Here is a 20679-nt window from a genome sequence, read left to right on the forward strand (position 1 = left end):
CGCTTTAGATTTTGATGTTGCCTTTGCTTCACCACACTCAAGCCGGCCTGTAGGCCGCTGTGCTCTGGCTTTTGATCTTGATTTTGATCTTAGGCGCCCCGTTAAACCACGCTGGCCGAACGCAGGTAGTACGGAGCGGGTAAACCGGCAGGACGCCGGTTTAGCCGCGACGGGGCAGGGACGCCCCGTCGCGGCGGCCCGCGGAGTGATACCGGAGAGAGGGCACACCGAGCCTTAGCGAGGTGCCGAGTGGTGGGGCAAGAGCGTTTTGCTTACTTTTGCGCTTTTCAAAAGTGAGCCGCTGTAAGAGCGGAACCAATAGAAGCCGTTACCTAAATAACGGATATACACGCTAGGTCGCACTCAGCTCGGTGATAGCTTTGATCAGCACATGGATATCTGCCGCGGACGTCAAGAACCCCGGCGTCACCCGAATACAACTGCCAAACGAAGCCCCGCTGCGGGTCGTGGTAAACAGGTCATATTCCTTGAGCAACCGATCCGCCATCACCTGCTGATCCGGCTGATCAGTGAACTTGAACGAGGTAATCGCGCAATACAGCCGTGGATCATCCGGCGTCAGCACTTCAATCCCCGGCAACTGCCGCACCTCACTCACCCACAAATCCCGCAGGTAATTGAGCCGCGCGCCCTTGGCCTTCGACCCACCCAGCAAACGATGCTCTTCGAACACCAGCGGCAAGGTCATCAGCGCCGGGAAATTCGGCGTGCTGTACGGCGTACGCGCCCGTACATCGGTGACCGGGTAGTGAAACTCACCCATGTCCGGATCAATGTCCGCCAACCGTTGCGGGTCGATGTAGATAAAGCCCAGGGTCAACGGCGCACCGATCCACTTGTGCAGGTTGAAGCCGGCAAACGCGATACCCAACTGCGCCAGGTTGAACTCGATCTGCCCCAACGCATGGGCGCCGTCCAGAATCACATCCACCCCGTGTTCCCGGGCCGCCGTGGCAATCGCCTCCACCGGCATCACCAGCCCGGTGCGGTGGGTCACGTAGGTCAGCGCCAGCAATTTCAGACGCGGGTAGCGCACGAACGCATCACGATACGTCTGCACCAGGCTGTCGAAACTTGCCGGATGTTCGTGGGCAATCTCGACCACCTCCACCCCGCGATGCTTCGCCAGCCAGCGCATGGCACCCTTCACGGTGTCGTATTCCAGGTCGCTGATCAGCACCTGGTCGCCCGGCTGCAAACGGTTGTAATTGCGGATCAGCGACTGCAACGCATCCGAAGCGCAGCGGGTGAGGGCGATCGCTTCAGGGTCGGCGTCCATCAATTGCGCCAACTGGTCACGGATCTCGACGTTCTCGCCCTGCTCGAAACGCTGGCGCACATGGATCGAGTTGCTGCGGTTGATGAAGGCTACGTGGTCCTGATACTGCTCAAGTACCGCGCGGCTCATGCGCCCGAAGTAACCGTTTTCGAGGTTGATCGGGCCAGGCTCCAGGTCGTAGCGCTGGGCGATTGCGTGCCAGTGTTGTTCGTCGCGGGTACTGTCCATGTGCGTGCTCTATTAATGACGAGGGGCTGGCTTGCCGTGTTTGGCGCGTAGCGGTTCCAGCAGTTCGGATAAACCGTTGTGGTCGATTTCCTGCATCAGTGCCAGCAACCCGCCCAGCTCACCGTGGGGGAAACCCTCACGGGCAAACCAGTTCAGGTAAGGGCCAGGCAAGTCGGCAATGATCCGGCCCTTGTACTTGCCGAAGGGCATTTCGCGGGTGATCAGCAGTTCAAGTTTTTCAGGGTTCATTGGGGCTTCAGGTGTTTGAGTCGATGCCTTGGAAAATACAGGCATTCTGCATGGAGGCCAAATGACAGATCATGCAAATAAAGCGGATACAGATTTTCGGGTAATCTATAACTTGTTGAAATATATGAATTAATTCGTTTTTCAAAAGCTGGCACGGGCGCTGCAATTACTAAGACACGTTTCTTAACCCGCGAAGGAATTGAAAAATGACTGATATCAACAAAGAATCGATCTCCGTACTCAATGACCTGATCGAGACCAGCAAAGACGGCCAGGAAGGCTTCAAGACCTGCGCAGAAGACATCAAGCACCCAGAGCTCAAAGCCCTGTTTGCCAAACGTTCCGCTGATTGCGCCACCGCCGCTGCCGAACTGCAGACCGCCGTTAAAGCCTTGGGTGGCGACCCGGAAAAATCCGGTAGCGTCGCCGGTGCCTTGCACCGTGGCTGGGTCGACGTGAAGTCGCTGGTCACCGGTAAAGACGAAGAGGCTGTGCTGAACGAAGCCGAGCGCGGTGAAGACCATGCCCTGAAGGCTTACAAAGAAGCGATCGAGAAGATCAACAAGCATAACCTGCTGGGTATTCGTGACCTGGTGGAGCGCCAGTTCCACGGTGCGCAACGCAACCACGACCAGGTGAAAGCCCTGCGTAACCAGGCACGCGCTCAGTCTTGAGCCCGGCCTGAATAAAAAAAGCCCCGCAGATGCGGGGCTTTTTCATGGGCGATGGGTCAGCCGATGCTGATGGCCGGCAGTTCGGTCAAGGTCACGGTCTGCTGCTTGCGCGGCGCCAGGATCTCGGCTTCGCCGTCCACCACCAGCTCATCGCGCTGGTTGAACACGCGGGTGGCGATACGCACGCGAAACTTCGGCAGCTTCTCGAGGATTTCCAGACGCACGGTCAGGGTGTCGCCGATCTTTACCGGCTTCTGGAAGCTCATTTGCTGGCCGATGTAGATGGTGCCGGGCCCAGGCAGCTCACAAGCGACCGCGGCGCTGATCAGGGCGCCGCTGAACATGCCGTGGGCAATGCGCTCCTTGAACATGGTCGCCTTGGCGAATTCGGCGTCCAGGTGCACCGGGTTGTGGTCGCCGGACATTGCCGCGAACAACTGGATATCGCGCTCTTCGACGGTCTTGCTGTAGCTGGCGGTCTGGCCGACTTCGAGGGCTTCGTAAGGCGTGTTGGTAACCTGGGTCATCAGATGCTGCATCCTGTGGCTAATCAATAAACTTAAAATGTTGATTTTAAACGAAAAATCATTCGCAGCGAGTAGGGCGGCGCAGCACTGCTGCCTGGGCCAGCCACGCCAGCACATCGGCTGTGACCGCATCACGGTTGGTTTCGTTGAATAATTCGTGGCGCGCCTGCGGGTAAATGCTCAGCTCCAGGTTCTGGCAGCCGGCTTCACGCAACGCGTTGGCCAGGCTTTTGAGACGCTTGCCTTCACTGACCGGATCACATTCGCCGCCCATTATCAGGATCGGCAGGCCCGGGTCGATCTGAGCGAGATTGGACGCTTTGCTGATTTGCTGCAAGCCACCCAGCAGGTCGATCCACAGCTGGTTGGTGCAGCGAAAGCCGCAGAGCGGGTCGTTGACGTACTTGTCGACCTCGGCCGGGTCGCGGCTCAGCCAGTCAAAAGCAGTGCGATTGGGTTTAAACGCCTTGTTGAACGATCCAAATGACAGGAAATCGATCAGTGCACTGCGCCCCCGCAAACCCTGGCGCAAGCGTTCAACGTGGGCAATCACCTTGGCCGCACCGTACAGCGCCACCGGTTGGAAGTTAGAACCACTGAGAATCGCGCCGTTGAGGCTCGCGCTGTGGTGCAGCAGGTACGCCTGGGCAATGTAGCTGCCCATGCTGTGGCCCAGCAGAATGATCGGCACCCCCGGCGCCTGCTGGCCGATGTGCTGGTTGAGGCTCGCCAGGTCGCCCACCACTTTGTTCCAGCCATCTTTCTCGGCAAACAGCCCCAGGGTGCCCTCGTCGGCAGTACGCCCGTGGCCGCGCTGGTCGGGTGCGTACAGGCCGTAACCGGCGTCACACAACGCCTGGGCCAGGCGGGCATAGCGCCCACTGTGCTCGGCCATGCCATGGGCCAGCATGATCAGCGCCTTGGGCGGTCCGTCCGGCAGCCATTGGTTGACATACACCCGACTGCGGTCATTCGCGGTCAGCCAGAAAGTGGTGTGGTTCATGGCGCTTCCTTTGCTCAGGGTCGTTGCAGTGTATCGCTCATCTGCCGGCGGCTGCTGGATCAGCGCAAGCCTTGGCGGGGAGATTCACACAATCAATGACGCATCTTGTTGTATTTGCCTGATTGACCATAGCTGCTAACGTCCCCAAAGCTCCGCTTTCATCGCAGCATTAAAAGCGGCCGGACCACTCAGGTAAGAGGACAAGAATAATGCAACCTGATTTCTGGAATGACAAACGCGCGGCCGGGGTGCCCAACGAGATCGACCTCACGGCCTACAAGTCGGTGATCGAAGTTTTCGAGCGGTCCTGCAAGACCTTTGCCGATCGTCCGGCGTTCAGCAACATGGGGATCACCCTGACCTACGCCGAGCTGGACCGCCGCAGCGCAGCGTTCGCCGGTTACCTGCAATGGCACACCGACCTCAAGCCGGGTGATCGCATTGCGGTGCAGATGCCCAACGTCCTGCATTATCCGATTGCCGTGTTCGGTGCCTTGCGCGCCGGGCTGATCGTGGTCAACACCAACCCGCTCTACACCCCGCGGGAAATGCGCCACCAGTTCAAGGACGCCGGCATTCGTGCGCTGGTGTACCTGAACCTGTTTGGCTCGCGGGTTGAAGAAGTGAGCAAGGACACCGAGATCGAGTACCTGATCGAGGCGAAGATGGGCGACTTCATGCCCGCCGCCAAGGGCTGGCTGATCAACACCGTGGTCGACAAGGTCAAGAAGATGGTCCCGGCGTACAACCTGCCGCAGGCCATTTCCTTCAAGCGCGCCCTGAGCATGGGTGCGGGCCAGGCGCTCAACCGCCACCCGGTGACCCTCGATGACATCGCGGTGCTGCAATACACCGGCGGCACCACTGGCCTGGCCAAGGGCGCCATGCTCACCCATGGCAACCTGGTAGCCAACATGCAGCAGGTGCGGGCGTGCATGTCGCAGCTGGGCGACGACGGCCATCCACTGATCAAGGAAGGGCAGGAGGTGATGGTGGCGCCGCTGCCGCTGTACCACATCTATGCCTTCACCGCGAATTGCATGTGCATGATGGTGTCGGGCAACCACAACGTACTCATCACCAATCCCCGGGACATCGGTGGCTTTATCAAGGAGCTGAAAAAGTGGCGCTTCACCGGGCTGCTGGGGCTCAACACGCTGTTTGTGGCACTGATGGACCACCCGGATTTCAAGACCCTGGATTTCTCCCACCTCAAGCTCACCAATTCCGGCGGCACCGCGCTGGTCAAGGCCACGGCTGAGCGCTGGCAGCAACTCACCGGCTGCGCGATTGGTGAAGGCTACGGGCTGACCGAAACCTCACCGGTGGCCAGCACCAACCCGTATGGCGGCAAATCCAAGCTGGGCACCGTGGGTATTCCGGTGCCGGGCACGGCGATGAAGATCATCGATGACAACGGCGCGGAGTTGCCGCTGGGCGAGCGGGGCGAGCTGTGCATCAAGGGCCCGCAGGTGATGAAGGGCTACTGGCAGCAACCGGTGGCGACCGCCGAGACGCTGGACGCCGAAGGCTGGCTCAAGACCGGCGACATTGCGGTGATCGACCCGGATGGCTTTGTGCGCATCGTTGATCGCAAGAAGGACCTGATCATCGTCTCGGGTTTCAACGTGTACCCCAACGAGATTGAAGACGTGGTGATGGCGCATCCGGCGGTGGCCAGTTGCGCGGTGATCGGCGTGCCGGACGAGCGTACCGGCGAGGCGGTGAAGCTGTTTGTGGTGGCGCGTGCCCAGGGCGTGAGCCTTGAAGAACTGAAGACCTACTGCAAGGCCAACTTCACCGGCTACAAGGTGCCCAAGCACATTGTGTTGCGTGACTCGTTGCCGATGACGCCGGTGGGCAAGATCTTGCGCAGGGAATTGCGCGACATAGCCTGATCTGAAACAGCGTCAAAAAGGTGGGAGCTGGCTTGTGTGGGAGCCGGGCTTGCCCGCGATGCAGGCACCTCGGTGTATCAGGTACACCGCCGTTATGCCATCGCAGGCAAGCCAGCTCCCACATTGTTTTTTTCGCCCTGTAGAGCCCATTCCAGAGCCTTTTTTTGCGCTATAGAATCTTTGCTCTAAAAGTGACCATTAGATATTCTTGAGTCATGTTTATGACCGTAGGGGCCTCTTTTGGCTCTAGGCGGCCCTTGGCAAAGCTGCTACTCTCGGCGCGCTTTGTGACCTCTTGGCCTGCTTTTAACCGCCAGACTCACCCAAAAACAAACAAATAATAATCGCATCAAATGCGATGAATGAATTCGCGTCGCTGAGGAGTGGGCTTCCATGATCGAAGACTTTTGGAAGGATAAGTACCCCGCCGGGATTGCTGCAGAAATCAATCCAGACGAGTATCAGAATATTCAGGCGGTACTGAAACAGTCCTGCCAGCGCTTCGCCAACAAACCGGCTTTCAGCAACCTGGGCAAGACACTCACCTACGGTGAGCTGTACGAACTGTCCGGCGCCTTTGCCGCCTACCTGCAACAGCATACCGACTTGCAGCCCGGTGATCGAATCGCCGTGCAGCTGCCCAACGTCCTGCAGTACCCGGTCGCTGTGTTCGGTGCCATCCGCGCCGGCTTGATCGTGGTCAACACCAACCCGCTGTACACCGCGCGGGAAATGGAACACCAATTCAACGACTCCGGTGCCAAGGCCCTGGTCTGCCTGGCCAACATGGCGCACCTGGCTGAAAAAGTCGTGCCCAAGACCTCCGTCAAGCACGTGATCGTCACCGAAGTCGCCGACCTGTTGCCGCCGCTCAAGCGCCTGCTGATCAACAGCGTCATCAAGTACGTGAAGAAGATGGTCCCGGCGTATCACTTGCCCAAGGCGATCAAGTTCAACGACGTATTGGCCAAGGGCCACGGCCAGCCGATCAACGAAGTCAGCCCCGCCAGCGACGAAGTCGCCGTGCTGCAATACACCGGTGGCACCACCGGCGTGGCCAAGGGCGCGATGCTGACCCACCGCAACCTCGTGGCCAACATGTTGCAGTGCAAGGCGCTGATGGGCTCCAACCTCAATGAAGGTTGCGAGATCCTGATCACCCCGCTGCCGCTGTACCACATCTATGCCTTCACCTTTCATTGCATGGCGATGATGCTGATCGGCAACCACAACATCCTGATCAGCAACCCGCGCGACCTGTCGGCGATGGTCAAGGAACTGTCGAAGTGGAAGTTCAGCGGCTTTGTCGGCCTGAACACCCTGTTTGTTGCCCTGTGCAACAACGACGCCTTCCGCAAGCTGGATTTCTCGGCGCTGAAAGTCACCCTGTCCGGCGGCATGGCCCTGCAACTGGCCGCGGCCGAGCGTTGGAAAGCCGTCACCGGCTGCTCCATCTGCGAAGGTTACGGCATGACCGAAACCAGCCCGGTGGCCACCGTGAACCCGATCCAGAACATCCAGATCGGCACCATCGGCATTCCGGTGCCGTCGACCCTGTGCAAGGTCATCACCGATGACGGCGTGGAGTTGGCGCTGGGGGAAGTGGGCGAGCTGTGCGTCAAGGGCCCGCAAGTGATGAAAGGCTACTGGCAGCGCGACGAAGCCACCGCCGAGATCCTCGACAGCGAAGGCTGGCTGAAGACCGGTGACATCGCGATCATCCAGCCGGATGGCTACATGCGCATTGTCGACCGCAAGAAGGACATGATCCTGGTCTCCGGTTTCAACGTTTACCCCAACGAGCTGGAAGACGTGCTGGCGGGCCTGCCGGGCGTGCTGCAATGTGCGGCCATTGGTGTGCCGGACGAGAAGTCCGGGGAACACATCAAGATCTTCATCGTGGTCAAGCCGGGCGCCACCCTGACCAAAGACCAGGTGATGGAGCATATGCGCGCCAACGTCACCGGCTACAAGGTGCCCAAGGCCGTGGAGTTCCGCGATGCACTGCCGACTACCAATGTTGGCAAGATTTTGCGCCGTGAACTGCGGGATGAAGAGCTGAAGAAGCTGGGTCTGAAGAAGTAATTCGCCCCACAACAAAAAGCCCCGCAGATGCGGGGCTTTTTATTGAACGCTGATTCCACCACTTGAAATGCAATCCAAATGTGGGAGCTGGCTTGCCTGCGATAGCGGTGGGCCAGTCACAGCAGTGTGAGCTGACCCACCGCTATCGCAGGCAAGCCAGCTCCCACAGGTCTAAACCGTGAACTGCGCAAAGCTCACGCCAGCACCGGCCGGGCGTACATCCTTGAGGAACGAATCCTTGTCGGCACTCAGCTCCAGGGTGATCTCCGGCTTGCGCTTGCCAGCATTGCGCACCACCAGACCTTCAAGCTTCTCGCGCAAAAACACCGTTGGCACCTTCAAGTGCAACAACTGGTCGCTTTCGGCGTTGTGCATCAACAAGTGAATCCACTCGTACTGGCCCACGGCAATCCGGCCCACCGGCAGGTCGAACCACCAGATGTTGCGTTTGCGGTCCAGGTCGGTGAAGTGGCAGTTGTTGACGCCGAGTACGGCACCGCCCAGTTCCTGGTTTCTGCGGGCAATGGCCTGTGCTTTATTGAGTTTCATAACCTTCCTACGGGATCTGTTATCCAGCGCTTGCGCCTGGATGTGCCCGGCATTCTCGTGGGTTGGCTGCAAAACATAAAGCCAAACCTGTACGCCGCGATGAAATGCCGCTCAAAAAATAATTGAAACTCTCGGGAAAGGCCCAGGGTCAACCTCTACGTAGTGACCAAAATCCTTGATTGTTCCCAGGAGAAATACCATGAGTAGCACATCGGATAAGGCAAAAGGTTTGGCGAACGAGGCCGTTGGCAACATCAAGCAAGGTGTTGGCAAAGTCACCGGCAATGACAAATTGCGGGCTGAAGGTGTGGTTCAGGAAAAGAAAGGCGAAGTGCAAAAAGCCGTCGGCGACACCAAGGACGCGGTAAAGAAAGCGGTCAAATAGTCCCGACCCGGCTGACTGCACTCCAGCAGCCCGACGGCCATCCACGGATGGCCGTTTTTGTGTCACCTGCGGTAATTAAAGTTTGGAAATTGTTTCGAGGTCGCCAAATGGGCTACCTTGATGTAGTAAACGGCCCCTGAGTCGCCCACTAACTCATCTTTTTTGCGGCGAAAGGAGACGCTATGATTTTTCCGGTATTACAAGGCTTGCCCCTGCACAAAGTGCTGGTGCGCACCGTCAAAGAATTCGTCGATGACGAAATGCCGACGTACGCCTCGGCACTGGCCTACCAGATGCTGTTCTCGCTGTTTCCCTTCCTGCTTTTCCTGATTGCCCTGATCGGTTTCCTGCACCTGCCGGACTTCTTCACCTGGCTGCGCATGCAGTCGGAACTGGTGTTGCCGCCCCAGGCCCTGGAGCAGGTCAACCCGGTGATCGACCAGTTGCAGCAATCCAAGGGCGGCCTGCTGTCGGTGGGTATCGTGATTGCGCTGTACACCGCTTCGGCGGGTGTGCGCCTGATGATGAGCGCGATGAATGCCGCCTACGACGTGGTGGAAGGCCGGCCGATCTGGAAGCGTTTCCCGCTGTCGGTGTTCTACACCATCGGCATCGCCGGCATGCTGTTGGCCGCCGCCGCCTTGATGGTGCTCGGGCCGCAGGTGATGGAATGGCTGGCGGGGCAGATCGGCATGCAGGAATTCGTGGTCACGTTGTGGACCATCCTGCGTTGGCCGCTGATCGTGATCCTGCTGATGTTCGCCGTGGCCTTGATGTACTACGTGATGCCTGACGTGAAGCAGAAATTCCGCTTCATCACCCCGGGTTCGGTGCTGGCGGTGGTGGTCTGGATCATCGCTTCCCTGGGGTTTGGCTACTACGTCAAAACCTTTGCCGACTACAACGCCATGTATGGCAGTATCGGCGCGATCATTGTGTTGCTCCTGTACTTCTACATTTCCGCCGCCGTGCTGTTGCTGGGGGCGGAGATGAACGCGGTGATCGAACACATGTCGGCCGAAGGCAAGGACCCTGGTGAAAAGGACTTTGGCGAGCACGACGACAAACAACATGTCTCAGGCCTTGGCCGGGACCACTCACTCAAGCCCACTACCGACGAAGTCTGATCGATGATCCGTGAAATCCTGAAAATGGGCGATGAGCGCCTGCTGCGTATTGCCCCGCCGGTTCCGCCGGAAATGTTCGACAGCCCCGAGTTGTGGCAACTGATTGACGACATGTTCCAGACCATGGAACACGTCGGTGGCGTCGGCCTGGCTGCGCCGCAGATAGGTGTGGACCTGCAACTGGTGATCTTCGGATTCGAGAGCAGCGAGCGCTACCCGGACGCGCCCGCCGTGCCCCAGACCATCCTGATCAACCCGCTGATCACGCCGCTCAGCCCGGTGCTGGAAGAGGGCTATGAAGGCTGCCTGTCGGTGCCTGGCTTGCGTGGTGCGGTGGACCGTTACCAGCAGATTCGCTACGAAGGGTTTGACCCCAAGGGCGAGCCGATTGTGCGGATTGCCGAGGGCTTCCATGCGCGTGTGGTACAGCACGAGTGCGATCACCTGATCGGCCGGCTGTACCCGTCGCGGATTACTGATTTCAGCAAGTTCGGGTTTATCGAAGTGATGTTCCCGGACATGGATCCGACGGCAGACGAATAACCGGCGATCCCTGTGGTGAGGGAGCTTGCTGTGTGGAGGGAGCTGCTGTGGTGAGGGAGCTTGGTGTGGCGAGGGAACTGCTGTGGTGAGGGAGCTTGGTGTGTGGAGGGAGCTTGCTGTGGCGAGGGAGCTCCCTCCACACAGCAAGCTCTCTCATCACAGACGGTGTGGTTTATTTTGCGGGCTTCACAAACCGCAACGTCATCCGGTCCGACTCACCAATCGCCACATACTTCGCCTTGTCCTTCTCCCCCAACGTCAACGCCGGCGGCAAGGTCCAGACGCCATCCGGGTAATCCTTGGTGTCTTTCGGGTTGGCATTCACCTCGCTCTGCCCCTCAAGCTTGAACCCCGCATCAGTCGCCAGTTTCACCACATACGCGGTGGTCAGGTACCCGCTGTGCTTGATGTCTTCCAGTGACGCCCCGTCCTTGGCCCGGTGATCCACCACCCCCAGCACGCCGCCCGGTTTCAACACCTTGAAGAATGCCTGGAACATCGCCGGCGCCGTATCCGCCATCACCCAGTTATGCACGTTGCGAAAGGTCAGCACCGTGTCCGCCGAGCCCGGCTTGCCCAGCACCGGCACCTTGGGGTCGAACTCGGCAAAGCCGGCCTTGGAATAATGCACCGGGTCTGCGGCGAATTTCTTCTTCAGGTTTTCCTCTGACGTACGCGCATAAGCACTGCTGCTCGGCGCCTGCACCGCTGCGATGTAATGGCCGTTGTCCTTGAGCAGCGGCGCCAGCACTTCGCTGTACCAGCCGCCACCCGGGGTGATTTCGATCAGCGTCTGGTTAGCCCGCAGGCCAAAGAATTCCAACGTCTGCTGGGGATGACGATAAACATCCCGCGCGCTGTTGGCCGGTACACGCCAGCTGCCGGCGAGCACGGTTGCATATTGCTCGGCGGAAACCGGGGTTTGGGCTGCCTGGCTCAAGGCCGGGGTGAGGAGGGCTGCAAGGGATAAGGCTGCAAGGGTCGCTTTCATGATCATCCTGTAATGGGCCGCTGGTGCCGCCGAGGCTAGCATGGGGCCCGCGACCGCTGATCACACTTTATTGAAGGTCGACCTCACCAACGGTTCTAAGCCCATGGCGATCATGGGCTTGTTGCGTTTGTAACGTACCAGGCGCTCCGACAAGGACTGCGGGAGCACGGTGTCCTGGGTAAAACCGAGGCGCTGGTAAAAGCCTTCCAGCTCCGGATGGCACAGCAGCCACAGCGTGCCCTCGACGCCGGCAGCGGCGCCCTGTATCAGCCGCGTTGCCAGCCCCTGGCCACGCAACGCCGGGTCGACAAACAAGCCGGTCAGCCATTGCCCGCCCACCACCGGCGTGAGGCACAGGCCCGCGACAATCTCGCGGCCCTTGGCCACCCACAACTGGCCGCCCTTGAGGGCTTTCATCGGTGAGTTGTGGCTGCGGTAAAACTTGTTCAGCAGCGGCCACAATGGCTCTGCCAGTCGATCGATGTGCAACTCGGGCATGGTTTTCAAACACACAGGTTCCGGGGCTGCGGATTATAAGTCGGGCAAAGCGCCTTCTGCTGGTCAATAGGTGTTATACCCAGTGTTACATCCCCTGTAAGTGGAGCACGCATCATGGCCAAAGGTCTGAATTCCAAGAAAGCTGACAAGAAGAAACCGGCAAAGACCGCCGATGAAAAACGCGCCGACAAAAAGGCCAAGAAAACCGACAGCAATCTGTTCGGTCATTAAGTTCTAAGCTCAGCACCAAACGATCTGCAAGATTTTCCCGCCCCATTGCACAGAGCAGGATGAAGCCGACTTTTTCGTCGGCCACGCCTGCCCTGAGCTGCCGATGTCCAACTACCTTGATGAAACCCACAGCCTCGAAATCGAAGCCCTGGGCCGTACCTTGACTGCCCGCACCGAGTGGCCGACCTGGCTGCTGTTGATCGGCGTGTATGCCGGCTGGTTTGCCGTGATCCTCGGCAGCCACTGGCTTGGCCTTTGGTTGAGCACCGCCTTGTTGATCCCGCTGGTGGCGCTGTGGATGTCTCTGCAACACGAACTCCTGCACGGCCATCCCACTCGCTTCAACGCCCTGAACAAAGTCCTCGGCTACGCGCCGTTTGCCGTCTGGTACCCCTACACCCTGTACCGCAACTGCCACCTGGTGCACCACAACGACGAAGACCTGACGGTGCCCGGCGTCGATCCGGAAAGCCGCTACCTGAAACAGCAGCAGTGGGATGCCAGTTCGCTGTTCGAGCGCACTTTGCACTGGCTGACCAAGACCGTGGTCGGGCGCTTCCTGCTGGGTTCGCCGCTGGCGCTGTGGAAGCTGGCGCGCAACGAGTTCAGGCGCCTGCGCCAAGGCCAGCGCCAGGCGTGGTTGATGTGGTTGAGCCATGGCGCGGTGACCGTGTTGATGCTGGCCTTCATCGCCCAGTACAGCGTGCTGCCGGTGTGGCACTACGTGGCGCTGGTCAGCGTGCCGGCCTTGTCGGTGGCGGCGATCCGTTCCTACTATGAACACCGCCCGCACCCACAACCGGAACAGCGCACAGTGCTTAACGAAGCCGCCTGGCCGTGGACCTGGCTGTTCCTCAATAACAACCTGCACCTGGTGCATCACGACTTGCCCAAGCTGCCGTGGTATTTGCTGCCCACCGTCTACCGCGCGCGCCGCGAACAATGGGTGGCGCGCAGCGGCGGGTTCCTGGTGCAAGGTTACGGCCAGTTGATCGGCCGCCACGGGCTCAAGGCCATCGACAGCCCGCGGCACCCTTTTGCCTGAGAGACGACCATGAGTGACCGCTACGCCGAACTGCTGATGTACGTGGCGCCGCAGCAGGTGCAACAGGCCAACGAACGTTGGCTTTCGCGCATCCTCGAACGCCTGGGCGCGACCCGCCGCCAAGCCGATCACCTCGACCTGCGCAGCCTGTGGCGCGCCCCCGAATTGCTGCTGACGCAAACCTGCGGCTACCCGCTGATGACCGAGCTGCGCGGGCAAGTCCAGGTCATCGGCCGCCCGCGCTACGAGTTGGCCCACAGCAGCGCCGGCGAGCATTGCAGCCTGCTGCTGACCCGCGACGACAACCCGCGCACCGCCTTGGCCGACTTCTACGACAGCCGCGGCGTGATCAACGGTCACGACTCCAACAGTGGCATGAACCTGCTGCGCGAACGCCTGGCGCCGTTGCAGCAGGGCGGCCGGTTCTTTGCCGAGGTGGGCATCAGCGGCGCCCATCGCGAAAGCCTGCGCTGGCTGCGGGAAGACCGTGCGGACCTGGCCGCCATCGACAGCGTGACCTTCGACTACCTCGCCCGCTTTGCGCCAGAGGAAGTGGCCGGGCTGCGGATCGTCAGCCGCAGTGCGCCCAGCCCGACGTTGCCTTACATCAGCGCGCTGGGCGCAAGTGAAGCCCTGCGCGAAGTCATGAACCTGGCCTTGCAGGACTTGCCCGACGTGGTGCAAACCCTCGGCGTACACGAAGTGCTGCCCGCCACCGAAGCCGATTACCAGGTGCTGCTGGATTACCGGCAGCAGGCCGAAGCCCTGGGTTATCCGAAGCTTGAATAAGGTTATATAAAAATACCTTTTAAATATTATTAAAGAATAAGCAGCCTTGCTAGGATCGCTCCACCGGAACACCGGACATAACGCGCAACCTACTCAGATGGAGCCACTATGTCCGGCGCCGACACTTCTCACAGCGACTACGTGGGCGGATTATTCCGCAGTCATTACGACTGGCTGTGCAGCCGTTTGCACCGCCATCTCGACTCCCGTGCCCACGCCGAAGACATCGCCGCCGACACCTTCGTCCAGCTCCTGAGTTCCCCGGGTGTGGCGCCGATTCGCCAGCCCCGCGCCTTGCTCACCACCATCGCCCAGCGCCTGATGTACCAACTGTGGCGCCGGCGTGACCTGGAGCGCGCCTACCTCGACGCCCTCGACCAGGACGAAACCTCGCCGGCGCCATCCCCTGAGGATCTGGCGCAAATGCTCGAAGCCCTGCAGGCCATCGACCAGTTGCTCGACGGCTTGCCGGCCAAGGTCAAGGCGACCTTCCTGCTGTCGCAACTCAATGGCCTGACCTACCCGCAAATCGCGGCCGAGCTGGGCATCTCCCAACGCTCGGTCAGCGACTACATGACCCGCGCCGTCAATCGCTGCCTGCGGCTGTGCCTGGAATGAGCGACGAACTGATCGACAGCGCCACCCGCTGGGTAGTGCTGCTGCGCTCCGGCGAGGCGAGTGCTGCCGACTGGCAGCGCTACCACCAATGGCGCGCCGCAGACCCGCGCCACGAAGCCTTGTGCCAACAACTGGAAACCCGCCTCGGCGTGTTTCAGATTCCCCACGCCCAAGGCGTCAGCGGCAAGGTGTTGCAGCAGGCACTGGACGCGCCCTCCAGTCGCCGCACGGTATTGCGCGGTGCCCTGGTGGGCGCCGGTCTGATGCTCGGCGCCGGCTGGCTGGCCCGGCCGATGGTGGAAGATTTGACCGCCGACATTCGCACCGGCACCGGCGAGCGGCGCACCGTGGAATTGGCCGATGGCAGTGAGTTGCTGCTCAACGCCCGCAGCGCCGCCGACATTCAATTCGACCCGCAACGCCGCGTCGTCCGCCTGCGTGACGGCGAGTTGCTGGTGAAGATTGCCAGGGACAGCAACCGACCGTTTTTCATCCACACAGATCAAGCCCGGCTGCATGCCTTGGGCAATCGCCTGTTGCTGCGCGAGCGCGAAGGGCAGGGCCACATTGTTGCGCTCAATGGCGCCCTGGAGATCGACGGCCAGAACGGCGAGCGCCTGCAACTGGAGGCCGGGCACGAAGTGACTTACGACCGCTTCGGCTTCGGCCCGGTGCTCGCCAGTTCCTCGGGTGCGACGGCGTGGATCGACGGTTTCCTGCAAGTGCGCGACCGCCCGCTGGTGGAGGTGATCGATGCGTTGCGCCCTTACCACAATGGTGTGCTGCGCCTCGATCCGGCGGTGGCGGGTTTGCGGGTCAGCGGCCTGTATCGCCTCGACAACCCCGACCAGATCCTCGACACCCTGGCTCGCACCCTGCCGATCCATATCACCCGCCGGACCGGCTTGTGGGTGACTGTCAGTGCCACATAAAAACGGTTCGCCTCGGTCAATGTGGGAGCTGGCTTGCCTGCGATGCAGACACCTCGGTGCCGCAGTTGCACCGAGTCGATCCCATCGCAGCCTCGCTAAAGCTCGACAGCTCCCACATTTGATCGAGTCGCGTCCAAAGGTCGGTTCTAACGACATAACCAAACGATCTGCAAGTTTTGCCCCGGCCATCCCACATCACTCCCGTAGGCGCTGCGGGGAGCAGCGCCCAGGAGTTTCATTGGGGGGAGCCAACATGAACCCATTCAACCGTACACCGCTTCGAGCCTTTGCCCTGGTGCCGTTGGCCAGCCTGTTCCTGTCGTTCGCTGCCAGCGCCGAAGACGCGCGGCAGGTCTACCACATTGCACCCGGCCCGCTGGATGAAGTGCTGCTGAACATCAGCCGTCAGAGCGGCCAGGTGATTTCCTTCACGCCGCAGTTGGGCAACTATTCCTCCGCCCGTGTCGACGGTTCGCTGTCGGCGCAACAGGCGGTAGACGCCGCGCTCAAGGGCACCGGCCTGCAAGTGCAGGTCAGCCCGGACGGGGCGTTCATCATCAAGGAAGGCGCCAAAGCGCTGCCTGCCAGCAACAACATCAAGGCGCAAACCGCCGAAGCCCAGGCGCCGACCCTCGATCGCGTGGTTGCCATCGGCACCCGGCGCAGCGACGCCACGGCCCTCACCAGCAGCGCCCCGGTGGATGTGATCAACGCCGAAGAACTCAAGCAAACCGGCGCCACCAGCCTCAACCAGGCGCTGTTCCAGTTGCTGCCCTCGTTCAACTTTCCACAGAACAACAGCGCCACCCGCGGGCAAGACCCCAAAGGCGCGTCCCTGCGCGGCCTGTCGCCCGACCAGACCCTGGTGCTGATCAACGGCAAGCGCCGGCACACCTCGGCGGTGGTGAACATTTCCGGCGGCGTGCCGTTCATTGGCGCGCAGCCGGTGGACCTGGACATGATCCCCATCAGCGCCATCGACCACGTCGAAGTGCTGCGCGATGGTGCCTCGGCGCAATACGGGTCTGACGCGGTGGCGGGTGTGGTCAACATCGTGCTCAAGGAGCGCGACAGCGGTGGCGGCATCAACACCCAACTGGGCAAGTACGCCCAGGGCGACGGCTTCAGCAAAACCACCGACGGCTGGTACGGCATCGGCTTGCCGGGGGACGGTTTCCTGACCCTGAGCTTCAACACCCTGAACAACAAACCCGATGACATCGGCGACAAATACGTCGCCGACGGCCAGGTACAAGACCCGCGCTGGGGCGGTGCCGGGCGCGACAAATACAACCTGGCGGCCAACGCCGAAATCGGCCTGAACGACCAGTGGCGCCTCTACAGTTTCGCCACGTTCGGCCAGGACACCTCGGTGAACAACACGCCACCGCTGCTGGCCAGCAGCCCGAACAACGTCGCCGGGATCTACCCCAACGGCACCATCCCGAAATACCGCTACCGCTATGAGGACGGCGCAATCACCGTCGGCACCCGCTACGAAGACGAGAGCATCGGCCGCTTCGATTTGAGCGCCACCTATGGCCGCGACGAGCACGACGAACTGGCCTTCAACACGGTCAACCCGAGCTATGGCCTGAACAGCCCGACCAAGTTCAACGTCGCCACCCTGGTCAACGACCAGACCAACATCACCCTGGATTACGCCAAGGACCTGGACGTCGACTGGTCGAGCCATCCGCTCACCGTGTCGGCGGGCGTGGCCTACCGGCATGAACAATATCGGCTGGAGGCGGGCGACTACGATTCCTACTCCTATGGCGGCATCGACGGCGTGCAGGTGGGCGCCGTGCAGGCTTCGGGCCTGACCCCGGACGACGCTGGCACCTTCAAGCGTGATGTGGGCGGCGTGTACTTCGGCCTGGAAAACCAGGTCACCGACAAGCTTCAGGTGGGCATCGCCGGGCGTACCGAGCACTACTCGGACTTCGGTTCAGCCACCACCGGCAAGCTCTCGGCGCGCTATGACTTCACCCCGAAAGTCGGCCTGCGGGCCACGGTCAACAACGCCTACCACGCGCCAAGCCTGGGCCAGATCGGCACCTCCTGGACCACCACCACCAACCTCGACGCCAACGGCAACCCGGTGCTGACCCGCATGTTGCCGGCCGACAACCCGGCCGCCCGCGCCCTGGGCGCCCAGCCGCTGAAGCCCGAGAAATCCACCAACCTCTCCCTGGGCCTGGTGCTGCGCCCGACCGACCAGGCGTCGCTGACCATCGACGCCTACCAGATCTCGATTCGTGACCGCCTGCTGTTCAGCGGCGGCATCTCCGGGCCGCTGGCCGAGCAGATCCTCAAGGATGCCGGCTACGGCCAGTACTCCTGGGCGCAGTTCATGACCAACGCCGCCGACACCCGCACCCGCGGCGTCGACATCGTGGGCAAGTACAACCTGGACCTTGAACAGTTCGGCAACCTGAACCTGTCGGCGGGCTACACCAAGGCCCGTACCACCATCGAGAAAGTCCACGAAAACCCCAACGGTTTCGAAGTGCTGACCCGCGAATCCCGAGGCTTCCTGGAGCACGGCTACCCGGAAGACAAACTGGTGTTTGGCGCGGTGCACAAGCTCAACCAATGGACCATCGCCCTCAACGAAACCCGCTACGGCAAGTACCGCAAATATGCGCCCAGCGAAGCCAACGCCCAGTACGACCAGACCTTCGGCGCGCAATGGACCACCGACCTGGACGTGAACTACGCCTTCACCAAACAACTGCGGGTGTCGGTGGGCGTCAACAACCTGTTCGACAGCAAGCCGGACGACTACAACACCCGTTTGCGCCAGACCCCGGGCCAGCAATACAGCTACCTGTCGCCGACGGCGCCGGAAGGGGCGTTTTACTACACGCGGCTCAGTTATGACTTTTAAACCCTGATCTTGAAGGGTGTGGAGGTCAAATGTGGGAGCTGGCTTGCCTGCGATTGCATCACCTCGGTCTGCCTGAAAAACCGAGGTGTCTGCATCGCAGGCAAGCCAGCTCCCACACTGACGCTGCCCACTTTGGACCTGTTTTGAATCTCCAAGAGGCTACTCATGAGAACACTAAAAAACCTGCTCGGTGGCTCGCTATTGGCACTCACCGTCCTGGCCCAGTCCGCCACGGCCGCCGAACCCGTCAAACCGATCCACTTCGGTGACATCACCTGGGAAAGCGGCAGCCTGATCACCGAAGTGCTGCGCCTGATCGTCGAGAAAGGCTACGGCCTGCCCACCGACACCTTGCCCGGCAGCACCGTGAGCCTGGAGGCCGCCCTGGCCAAGGACGATATCCAGGTGATCGGCGAAGAATGGGCCGGGCGCAGTCCGGCGTGGGTCAAGGCCGAAAGCGAAGGCAAGGTCTTCGGCCTGGGCGACACGGTCAAAGGCGCCACCGAAGGCTGGTGGGTGCCGGAGTACGTGATCAAGGGCGACGCCGAACGCGGCATCAAGCCCCTGGCCCCGGAGCTTAAATCCGTGGCCGACCTGGCCCGCTACAAAGACGTGTTCCGCGACCCAGAAGACCCGACCCGTGGGCGCTTCCTCAACAGCCCCACCGGCTGGACCTCGGAGATCGTCAACAGCCAGAAAATCAAGGCCTATGGCCTGACCGACAGCTTCGTCAACTTCCGCACCGGCTCCGGCGCGGCGCTGGATGCCGAGGTGGCTTCGTCGATCCGCCGCGGCAAACCGGTGCTGTTCTACTACTGGTCGCCGACGCCGCTGTTGGGCCGCTTCAAGCTGATCAAACTGGAAGAGCCACCGTTCAACGCCGAAGCCTGGAAGACCCTGGCCGACGCCAACAACCCGCACCCCATCGGCACCCGTTCGATGCCGGCGCACCTGGCGATTGGCGTGTCGGCGCCGTTCAAGGCGCAGTACCCGCAACTGGTGACGTTCTTTGAAAAGGTCGACCTGCCGATCGACCTGCTCAACGGCATCCTCGCGCACATGGCCGAGAAACGCACCGCGCCACGCCTGGTGGCCGAAGCGTTCCTCAAAGAACAGCCACAGGTCTGGCAGCAATGGGTGCCGGCGGACGTCGCGGCCAAGGTCAAGGAGAGTCTCTGATGCGCAAACTCATCGCAGCCACACTGTTGGCGTTGTGCGCCGGGCCTCTGCTGGCGGCAGAGCCGGCCACCCTGCGCGTCGGCTACCAGAAAAGCTCGGTGAGCATGGTGCTCGCCCGTGAGCATCACCTGTTCGAACAGGGGCTGCCGGGCACCAAGGTCGAGTGGATCGAATTCCTCGGCGGCCCGCCGCTGATCGAAGCCTTGAACGGCGGCAGCATCGACATCGGCAACATCGGCGACATCCCGCCGATCTTCGCCCAGGCGGCCGGGATCGACATGCAGTACATCGGCGTCGAGCCCAATGACGGCCGCACCGAAGCCATCCTGCTGCCCAAGGACAGCACGGTAAAAAGCGTGGCCGAACTCAAGGGCAAGCGCGTGGCGCTGCTCAAGGGCTCCAGCGCCCACAACCTGTTCCTCAAAAGCCTGCTGCGTGCCGGCTTGCAATGGAAGGACGTGAACGTGGTGTACCTGTCGCCGTCCGACGGTCGCGCGGCGTTTGAACAAGGCAAGGTCGACGCCTGGGTGGTGTGGGACCCGTACTACTCGGCGGCCGTGGTAGACGGTTCGGCGAAGGTGCTGGGGGATGGCCAGGGGCTGAACCCGGCGGGCAGTTTTTTCATCGCCAGCGGCCCGTTTGCCAGGCAGCACCCACAGGCGATTGCGGCGATCCTCAAGGTGTTTGCCCAGGCGCAGCGGTTGTCCCTGGACCAGCATGACCAAAGCGTCGCGCTGATGGCCAAGACCCTGGGCCTGCAGCCGGCGGTGGTGGAGAGTTACTTCCAGCACCGCTCGCCGACGCCAAGCCGGCCACTGAACGCGACGGACATCGCCACCCAGCAAGGCACGGCGGATGCGTTTTTTGCCAACGGCCTGATCCCGAAAAAGGTCGATGTGCAGCAAGTGGTGTTCAAGGCTCCGTAACGTTATCCC

General features: G+C 61.1%; 20 protein-coding genes. 13 read left to right on the forward strand and 7 right to left on the reverse strand.

All coding sequences use genetic code 11. The features are described 5' to 3' along the window. Positions 1-352: 352 nt before the first annotated feature. Together HX875_RS08340 and HX875_RS08345 are read right to left on the reverse strand one after the other, a co-directional pair. Positions 353-1528, reverse strand: a complete 1176-nt coding sequence (locus HX875_RS08340) for an aminotransferase class V-fold PLP-dependent enzyme (RefSeq protein WP_177042818.1) — start codon at positions 1526-1528, stop codon at positions 353-355. Between the two features lie 12 nt (positions 1529-1540). Continuing rightward, complete coding sequence (locus HX875_RS08345; RefSeq protein ID WP_003213031.1) at positions 1541-1777, reverse strand: DUF3820 family protein; 237 nt, start codon at positions 1775-1777, stop codon at positions 1541-1543. Positions 1778-1983: 206 nt separating this feature from the next. Here HX875_RS08345 and HX875_RS08350 point away from each other — a divergent pair, with 206 nt between their 5' ends. After that, positions 1984-2451, forward strand: a complete 468-nt coding sequence (locus HX875_RS08350; RefSeq protein WP_177042819.1) for a ferritin-like domain-containing protein — start codon at positions 1984-1986, stop codon at positions 2449-2451. A gap of 56 nt (positions 2452-2507) precedes the next feature. On the opposite strand, the gene HX875_RS08355 is transcribed toward HX875_RS08350, so the two are convergent. Then, positions 2508-2978 (reverse strand): MaoC family dehydratase, encoded by a 471-nt coding sequence (locus tag HX875_RS08355; RefSeq protein WP_177042820.1) that lies wholly within the window; start codon positions 2976-2978, stop codon positions 2508-2510. A gap of 58 nt (positions 2979-3036) precedes the next feature. Further along, positions 3037-3981 (reverse strand): alpha/beta hydrolase, encoded by a 945-nt coding sequence (locus tag HX875_RS08360; protein WP_177042821.1) that lies wholly within the window; start codon positions 3979-3981, stop codon positions 3037-3039. A gap of 209 nt (positions 3982-4190) precedes the next feature. Here HX875_RS08360 and fadD2 point away from each other — a divergent pair, with 209 nt between their 5' ends. Together fadD2 and fadD1 are read left to right on the forward strand one after the other, a co-directional pair. After that, positions 4191-5879 (forward strand): long-chain-fatty-acid--CoA ligase FadD2, encoded by a 1689-nt coding sequence (fadD2, locus tag HX875_RS08365; protein WP_177042822.1) that lies wholly within the window; start codon positions 4191-4193, stop codon positions 5877-5879. A gap of 393 nt (positions 5880-6272) precedes the next feature. Then, positions 6273-7964 carry a long-chain-fatty-acid--CoA ligase FadD1 gene (gene fadD1, locus HX875_RS08370; protein ID WP_177042823.1) on the forward strand — a complete coding sequence of 564 codons (1692 nt, stop codon included), beginning with the start codon at positions 6273-6275 and terminating at the stop codon, positions 7962-7964. A 171-nt stretch (positions 7965-8135) separates the two neighbouring features. Here fadD1 and HX875_RS08375 read toward each other — a convergent pair whose 3' ends face one another. Beyond that, positions 8136-8513, reverse strand: a complete 378-nt coding sequence (locus tag HX875_RS08375; RefSeq protein ID WP_177042824.1) for a hypothetical protein — start codon at positions 8511-8513, stop codon at positions 8136-8138. Positions 8514-8712: 199 nt separating this feature from the next. Here HX875_RS08375 and HX875_RS08380 point away from each other — a divergent pair, with 199 nt between their 5' ends. From HX875_RS08380 to def, 3 genes are all read left to right on the forward strand, one after another. Next, a complete protein-coding gene (locus tag HX875_RS08380; RefSeq protein WP_003213044.1) occupies positions 8713-8898 on the forward strand; it encodes a CsbD family protein in 186 nt (61 codons plus the stop codon). A gap of 182 nt (positions 8899-9080) precedes the next feature. Continuing rightward, a complete protein-coding gene (locus tag HX875_RS08385) occupies positions 9081-10025 on the forward strand; it encodes a YihY/virulence factor BrkB family protein (protein ID WP_177042825.1) in 945 nt (314 codons plus the stop codon). A 3-nt stretch (positions 10026-10028) separates the two neighbouring features. Beyond that, a complete protein-coding gene (gene def, locus HX875_RS08390; RefSeq protein WP_003213049.1) occupies positions 10029-10568 on the forward strand; it encodes a peptide deformylase in 540 nt (179 codons plus the stop codon). 172 nt (positions 10569-10740) lie between these two features. Here the strand turns inward: def and HX875_RS08395 are convergent, their stop codons facing one another. Both HX875_RS08395 and HX875_RS08400 read right to left on the reverse strand, forming a co-directional pair. Next, on the reverse strand, positions 10741-11559 hold the full coding sequence (locus HX875_RS08395) for a class I SAM-dependent methyltransferase (protein WP_177042826.1): 819 nt from the start codon (positions 11557-11559) through the stop codon (positions 10741-10743). A 60-nt stretch (positions 11560-11619) separates the two neighbouring features. Continuing rightward, positions 11620-12057, reverse strand: coding sequence for a GNAT family N-acetyltransferase (locus HX875_RS08400; protein ID WP_177043102.1), 438 nt, complete (start codon positions 12055-12057; stop codon positions 11620-11622). Between the two features lie 334 nt (positions 12058-12391). Between HX875_RS08400 and HX875_RS08405 the strand changes: the two genes are divergently transcribed. The 7 genes from HX875_RS08405 to HX875_RS08435 all read left to right on the forward strand — a co-directional run bounded on the left by HX875_RS08405 (position 12392) and on the right by HX875_RS08435 (position 20670). Then, the gene (locus HX875_RS08405; protein ID WP_177042827.1) at positions 12392-13333 is read left to right on the forward strand and encodes a fatty acid desaturase; all 942 of its coding nucleotides are present in this window, start codon (positions 12392-12394) and stop codon (positions 13331-13333) included. 9 nt (positions 13334-13342) lie between these two features. Next, on the forward strand, positions 13343-14122 hold the full coding sequence (locus HX875_RS08410) for a phosphate/phosphite/phosphonate ABC transporter substrate-binding protein (RefSeq protein WP_177042828.1): 780 nt from the start codon (positions 13343-13345) through the stop codon (positions 14120-14122). Between the two features lie 108 nt (positions 14123-14230). Continuing rightward, positions 14231-14740, forward strand: coding sequence for a sigma-70 family RNA polymerase sigma factor (locus HX875_RS08415; RefSeq protein ID WP_177042829.1), 510 nt, complete (start codon positions 14231-14233; stop codon positions 14738-14740). Further along, entirely contained in the window at positions 14737-15672 is a 936-nt protein-coding gene (locus HX875_RS08420) for a FecR domain-containing protein (RefSeq protein WP_177042830.1), read from the forward strand. Before HX875_RS08415 ends, HX875_RS08420 begins: the two co-directional genes overlap by 4 nt. 253 nt (positions 15673-15925) lie before the next feature. Next, positions 15926-18565: a TonB-dependent receptor gene (locus HX875_RS08425; protein WP_177042831.1), complete on the forward strand. Its 2640-nt coding sequence runs from the start codon at positions 15926-15928 to the stop codon at positions 18563-18565. A 165-nt stretch (positions 18566-18730) separates the two neighbouring features. After that, entirely contained in the window at positions 18731-19744 is a 1014-nt protein-coding gene (locus tag HX875_RS08430) for an ABC transporter substrate-binding protein (RefSeq protein ID WP_177042832.1), read from the forward strand. Next, the gene (locus HX875_RS08435) at positions 19744-20670 is read left to right on the forward strand and encodes an aliphatic sulfonate ABC transporter substrate-binding protein (protein WP_177042833.1); all 927 of its coding nucleotides are present in this window, start codon (positions 19744-19746) and stop codon (positions 20668-20670) included. The genes HX875_RS08430 and HX875_RS08435 overlap by 1 nt, the downstream gene beginning before the upstream one ends. Positions 20671-20679 lie beyond the last annotated feature (9 nt).

This window comes from Pseudomonas yamanorum (assembly GCF_013386765.1).
GTDB classification, from domain to species: Bacteria; Pseudomonadota; Gammaproteobacteria; order Pseudomonadales; family Pseudomonadaceae; genus Aquipseudomonas; species Aquipseudomonas yamanorum_A.

Coding starts and splice junctions, on each gene's coding strand:
- HX875_RS08340 (WP_177042818.1), bottom strand. CDS start 1,528: ATGGACAGTACCCGCGACGAACAACACTGGCACGCAATCGCCCAGCGC.
- def (WP_003213049.1), top strand. CDS start 10,029: ATGATCCGTGAAATCCTGAAAATGGGCGATGAGCGCCTGCTGCGTATT.
- fadD2 (WP_177042822.1), top strand. CDS start 4,191: ATGCAACCTGATTTCTGGAATGACAAACGCGCGGCCGGGGTGCCCAAC.
- HX875_RS08435 (WP_177042833.1), top strand. CDS start 19,744: ATGCGCAAACTCATCGCAGCCACACTGTTGGCGTTGTGCGCCGGGCCT.
- HX875_RS08415 (WP_177042829.1), top strand. CDS start 14,231: ATGTCCGGCGCCGACACTTCTCACAGCGACTACGTGGGCGGATTATTC.
- HX875_RS08410 (WP_177042828.1), top strand. CDS start 13,343: ATGAGTGACCGCTACGCCGAACTGCTGATGTACGTGGCGCCGCAGCAG.
- fadD1 (WP_177042823.1), top strand. CDS start 6,273: ATGATCGAAGACTTTTGGAAGGATAAGTACCCCGCCGGGATTGCTGCA.
- HX875_RS08430 (WP_177042832.1), top strand. CDS start 18,731: ATGAGAACACTAAAAAACCTGCTCGGTGGCTCGCTATTGGCACTCACC.
- HX875_RS08385 (WP_177042825.1), top strand. CDS start 9,081: ATGATTTTTCCGGTATTACAAGGCTTGCCCCTGCACAAAGTGCTGGTG.
- HX875_RS08350 (WP_177042819.1), top strand. CDS start 1,984: ATGACTGATATCAACAAAGAATCGATCTCCGTACTCAATGACCTGATC.
- HX875_RS08360 (WP_177042821.1), bottom strand. CDS start 3,981: ATGAACCACACCACTTTCTGGCTGACCGCGAATGACCGCAGTCGGGTG.
- HX875_RS08395 (WP_177042826.1), bottom strand. CDS start 11,559: ATGAAAGCGACCCTTGCAGCCTTATCCCTTGCAGCCCTCCTCACCCCG.
- HX875_RS08420 (WP_177042830.1), top strand. CDS start 14,737: ATGAGCGACGAACTGATCGACAGCGCCACCCGCTGGGTAGTGCTGCTG.
- HX875_RS08345 (WP_003213031.1), bottom strand. CDS start 1,777: ATGAACCCTGAAAAACTTGAACTGCTGATCACCCGCGAAATGCCCTTC.
- HX875_RS08405 (WP_177042827.1), top strand. CDS start 12,392: ATGTCCAACTACCTTGATGAAACCCACAGCCTCGAAATCGAAGCCCTG.
- HX875_RS08425 (WP_177042831.1), top strand. CDS start 15,926: ATGAACCCATTCAACCGTACACCGCTTCGAGCCTTTGCCCTGGTGCCG.
- HX875_RS08380 (WP_003213044.1), top strand. CDS start 8,713: ATGAGTAGCACATCGGATAAGGCAAAAGGTTTGGCGAACGAGGCCGTT.
- HX875_RS08400 (WP_177043102.1), bottom strand. CDS start 12,057: ATGCCCGAGTTGCACATCGATCGACTGGCAGAGCCATTGTGGCCGCTG.
- HX875_RS08355 (WP_177042820.1), bottom strand. CDS start 2,978: ATGACCCAGGTTACCAACACGCCTTACGAAGCCCTCGAAGTCGGCCAG.
- HX875_RS08375 (WP_177042824.1), bottom strand. CDS start 8,513: ATGAAACTCAATAAAGCACAGGCCATTGCCCGCAGAAACCAGGAACTG.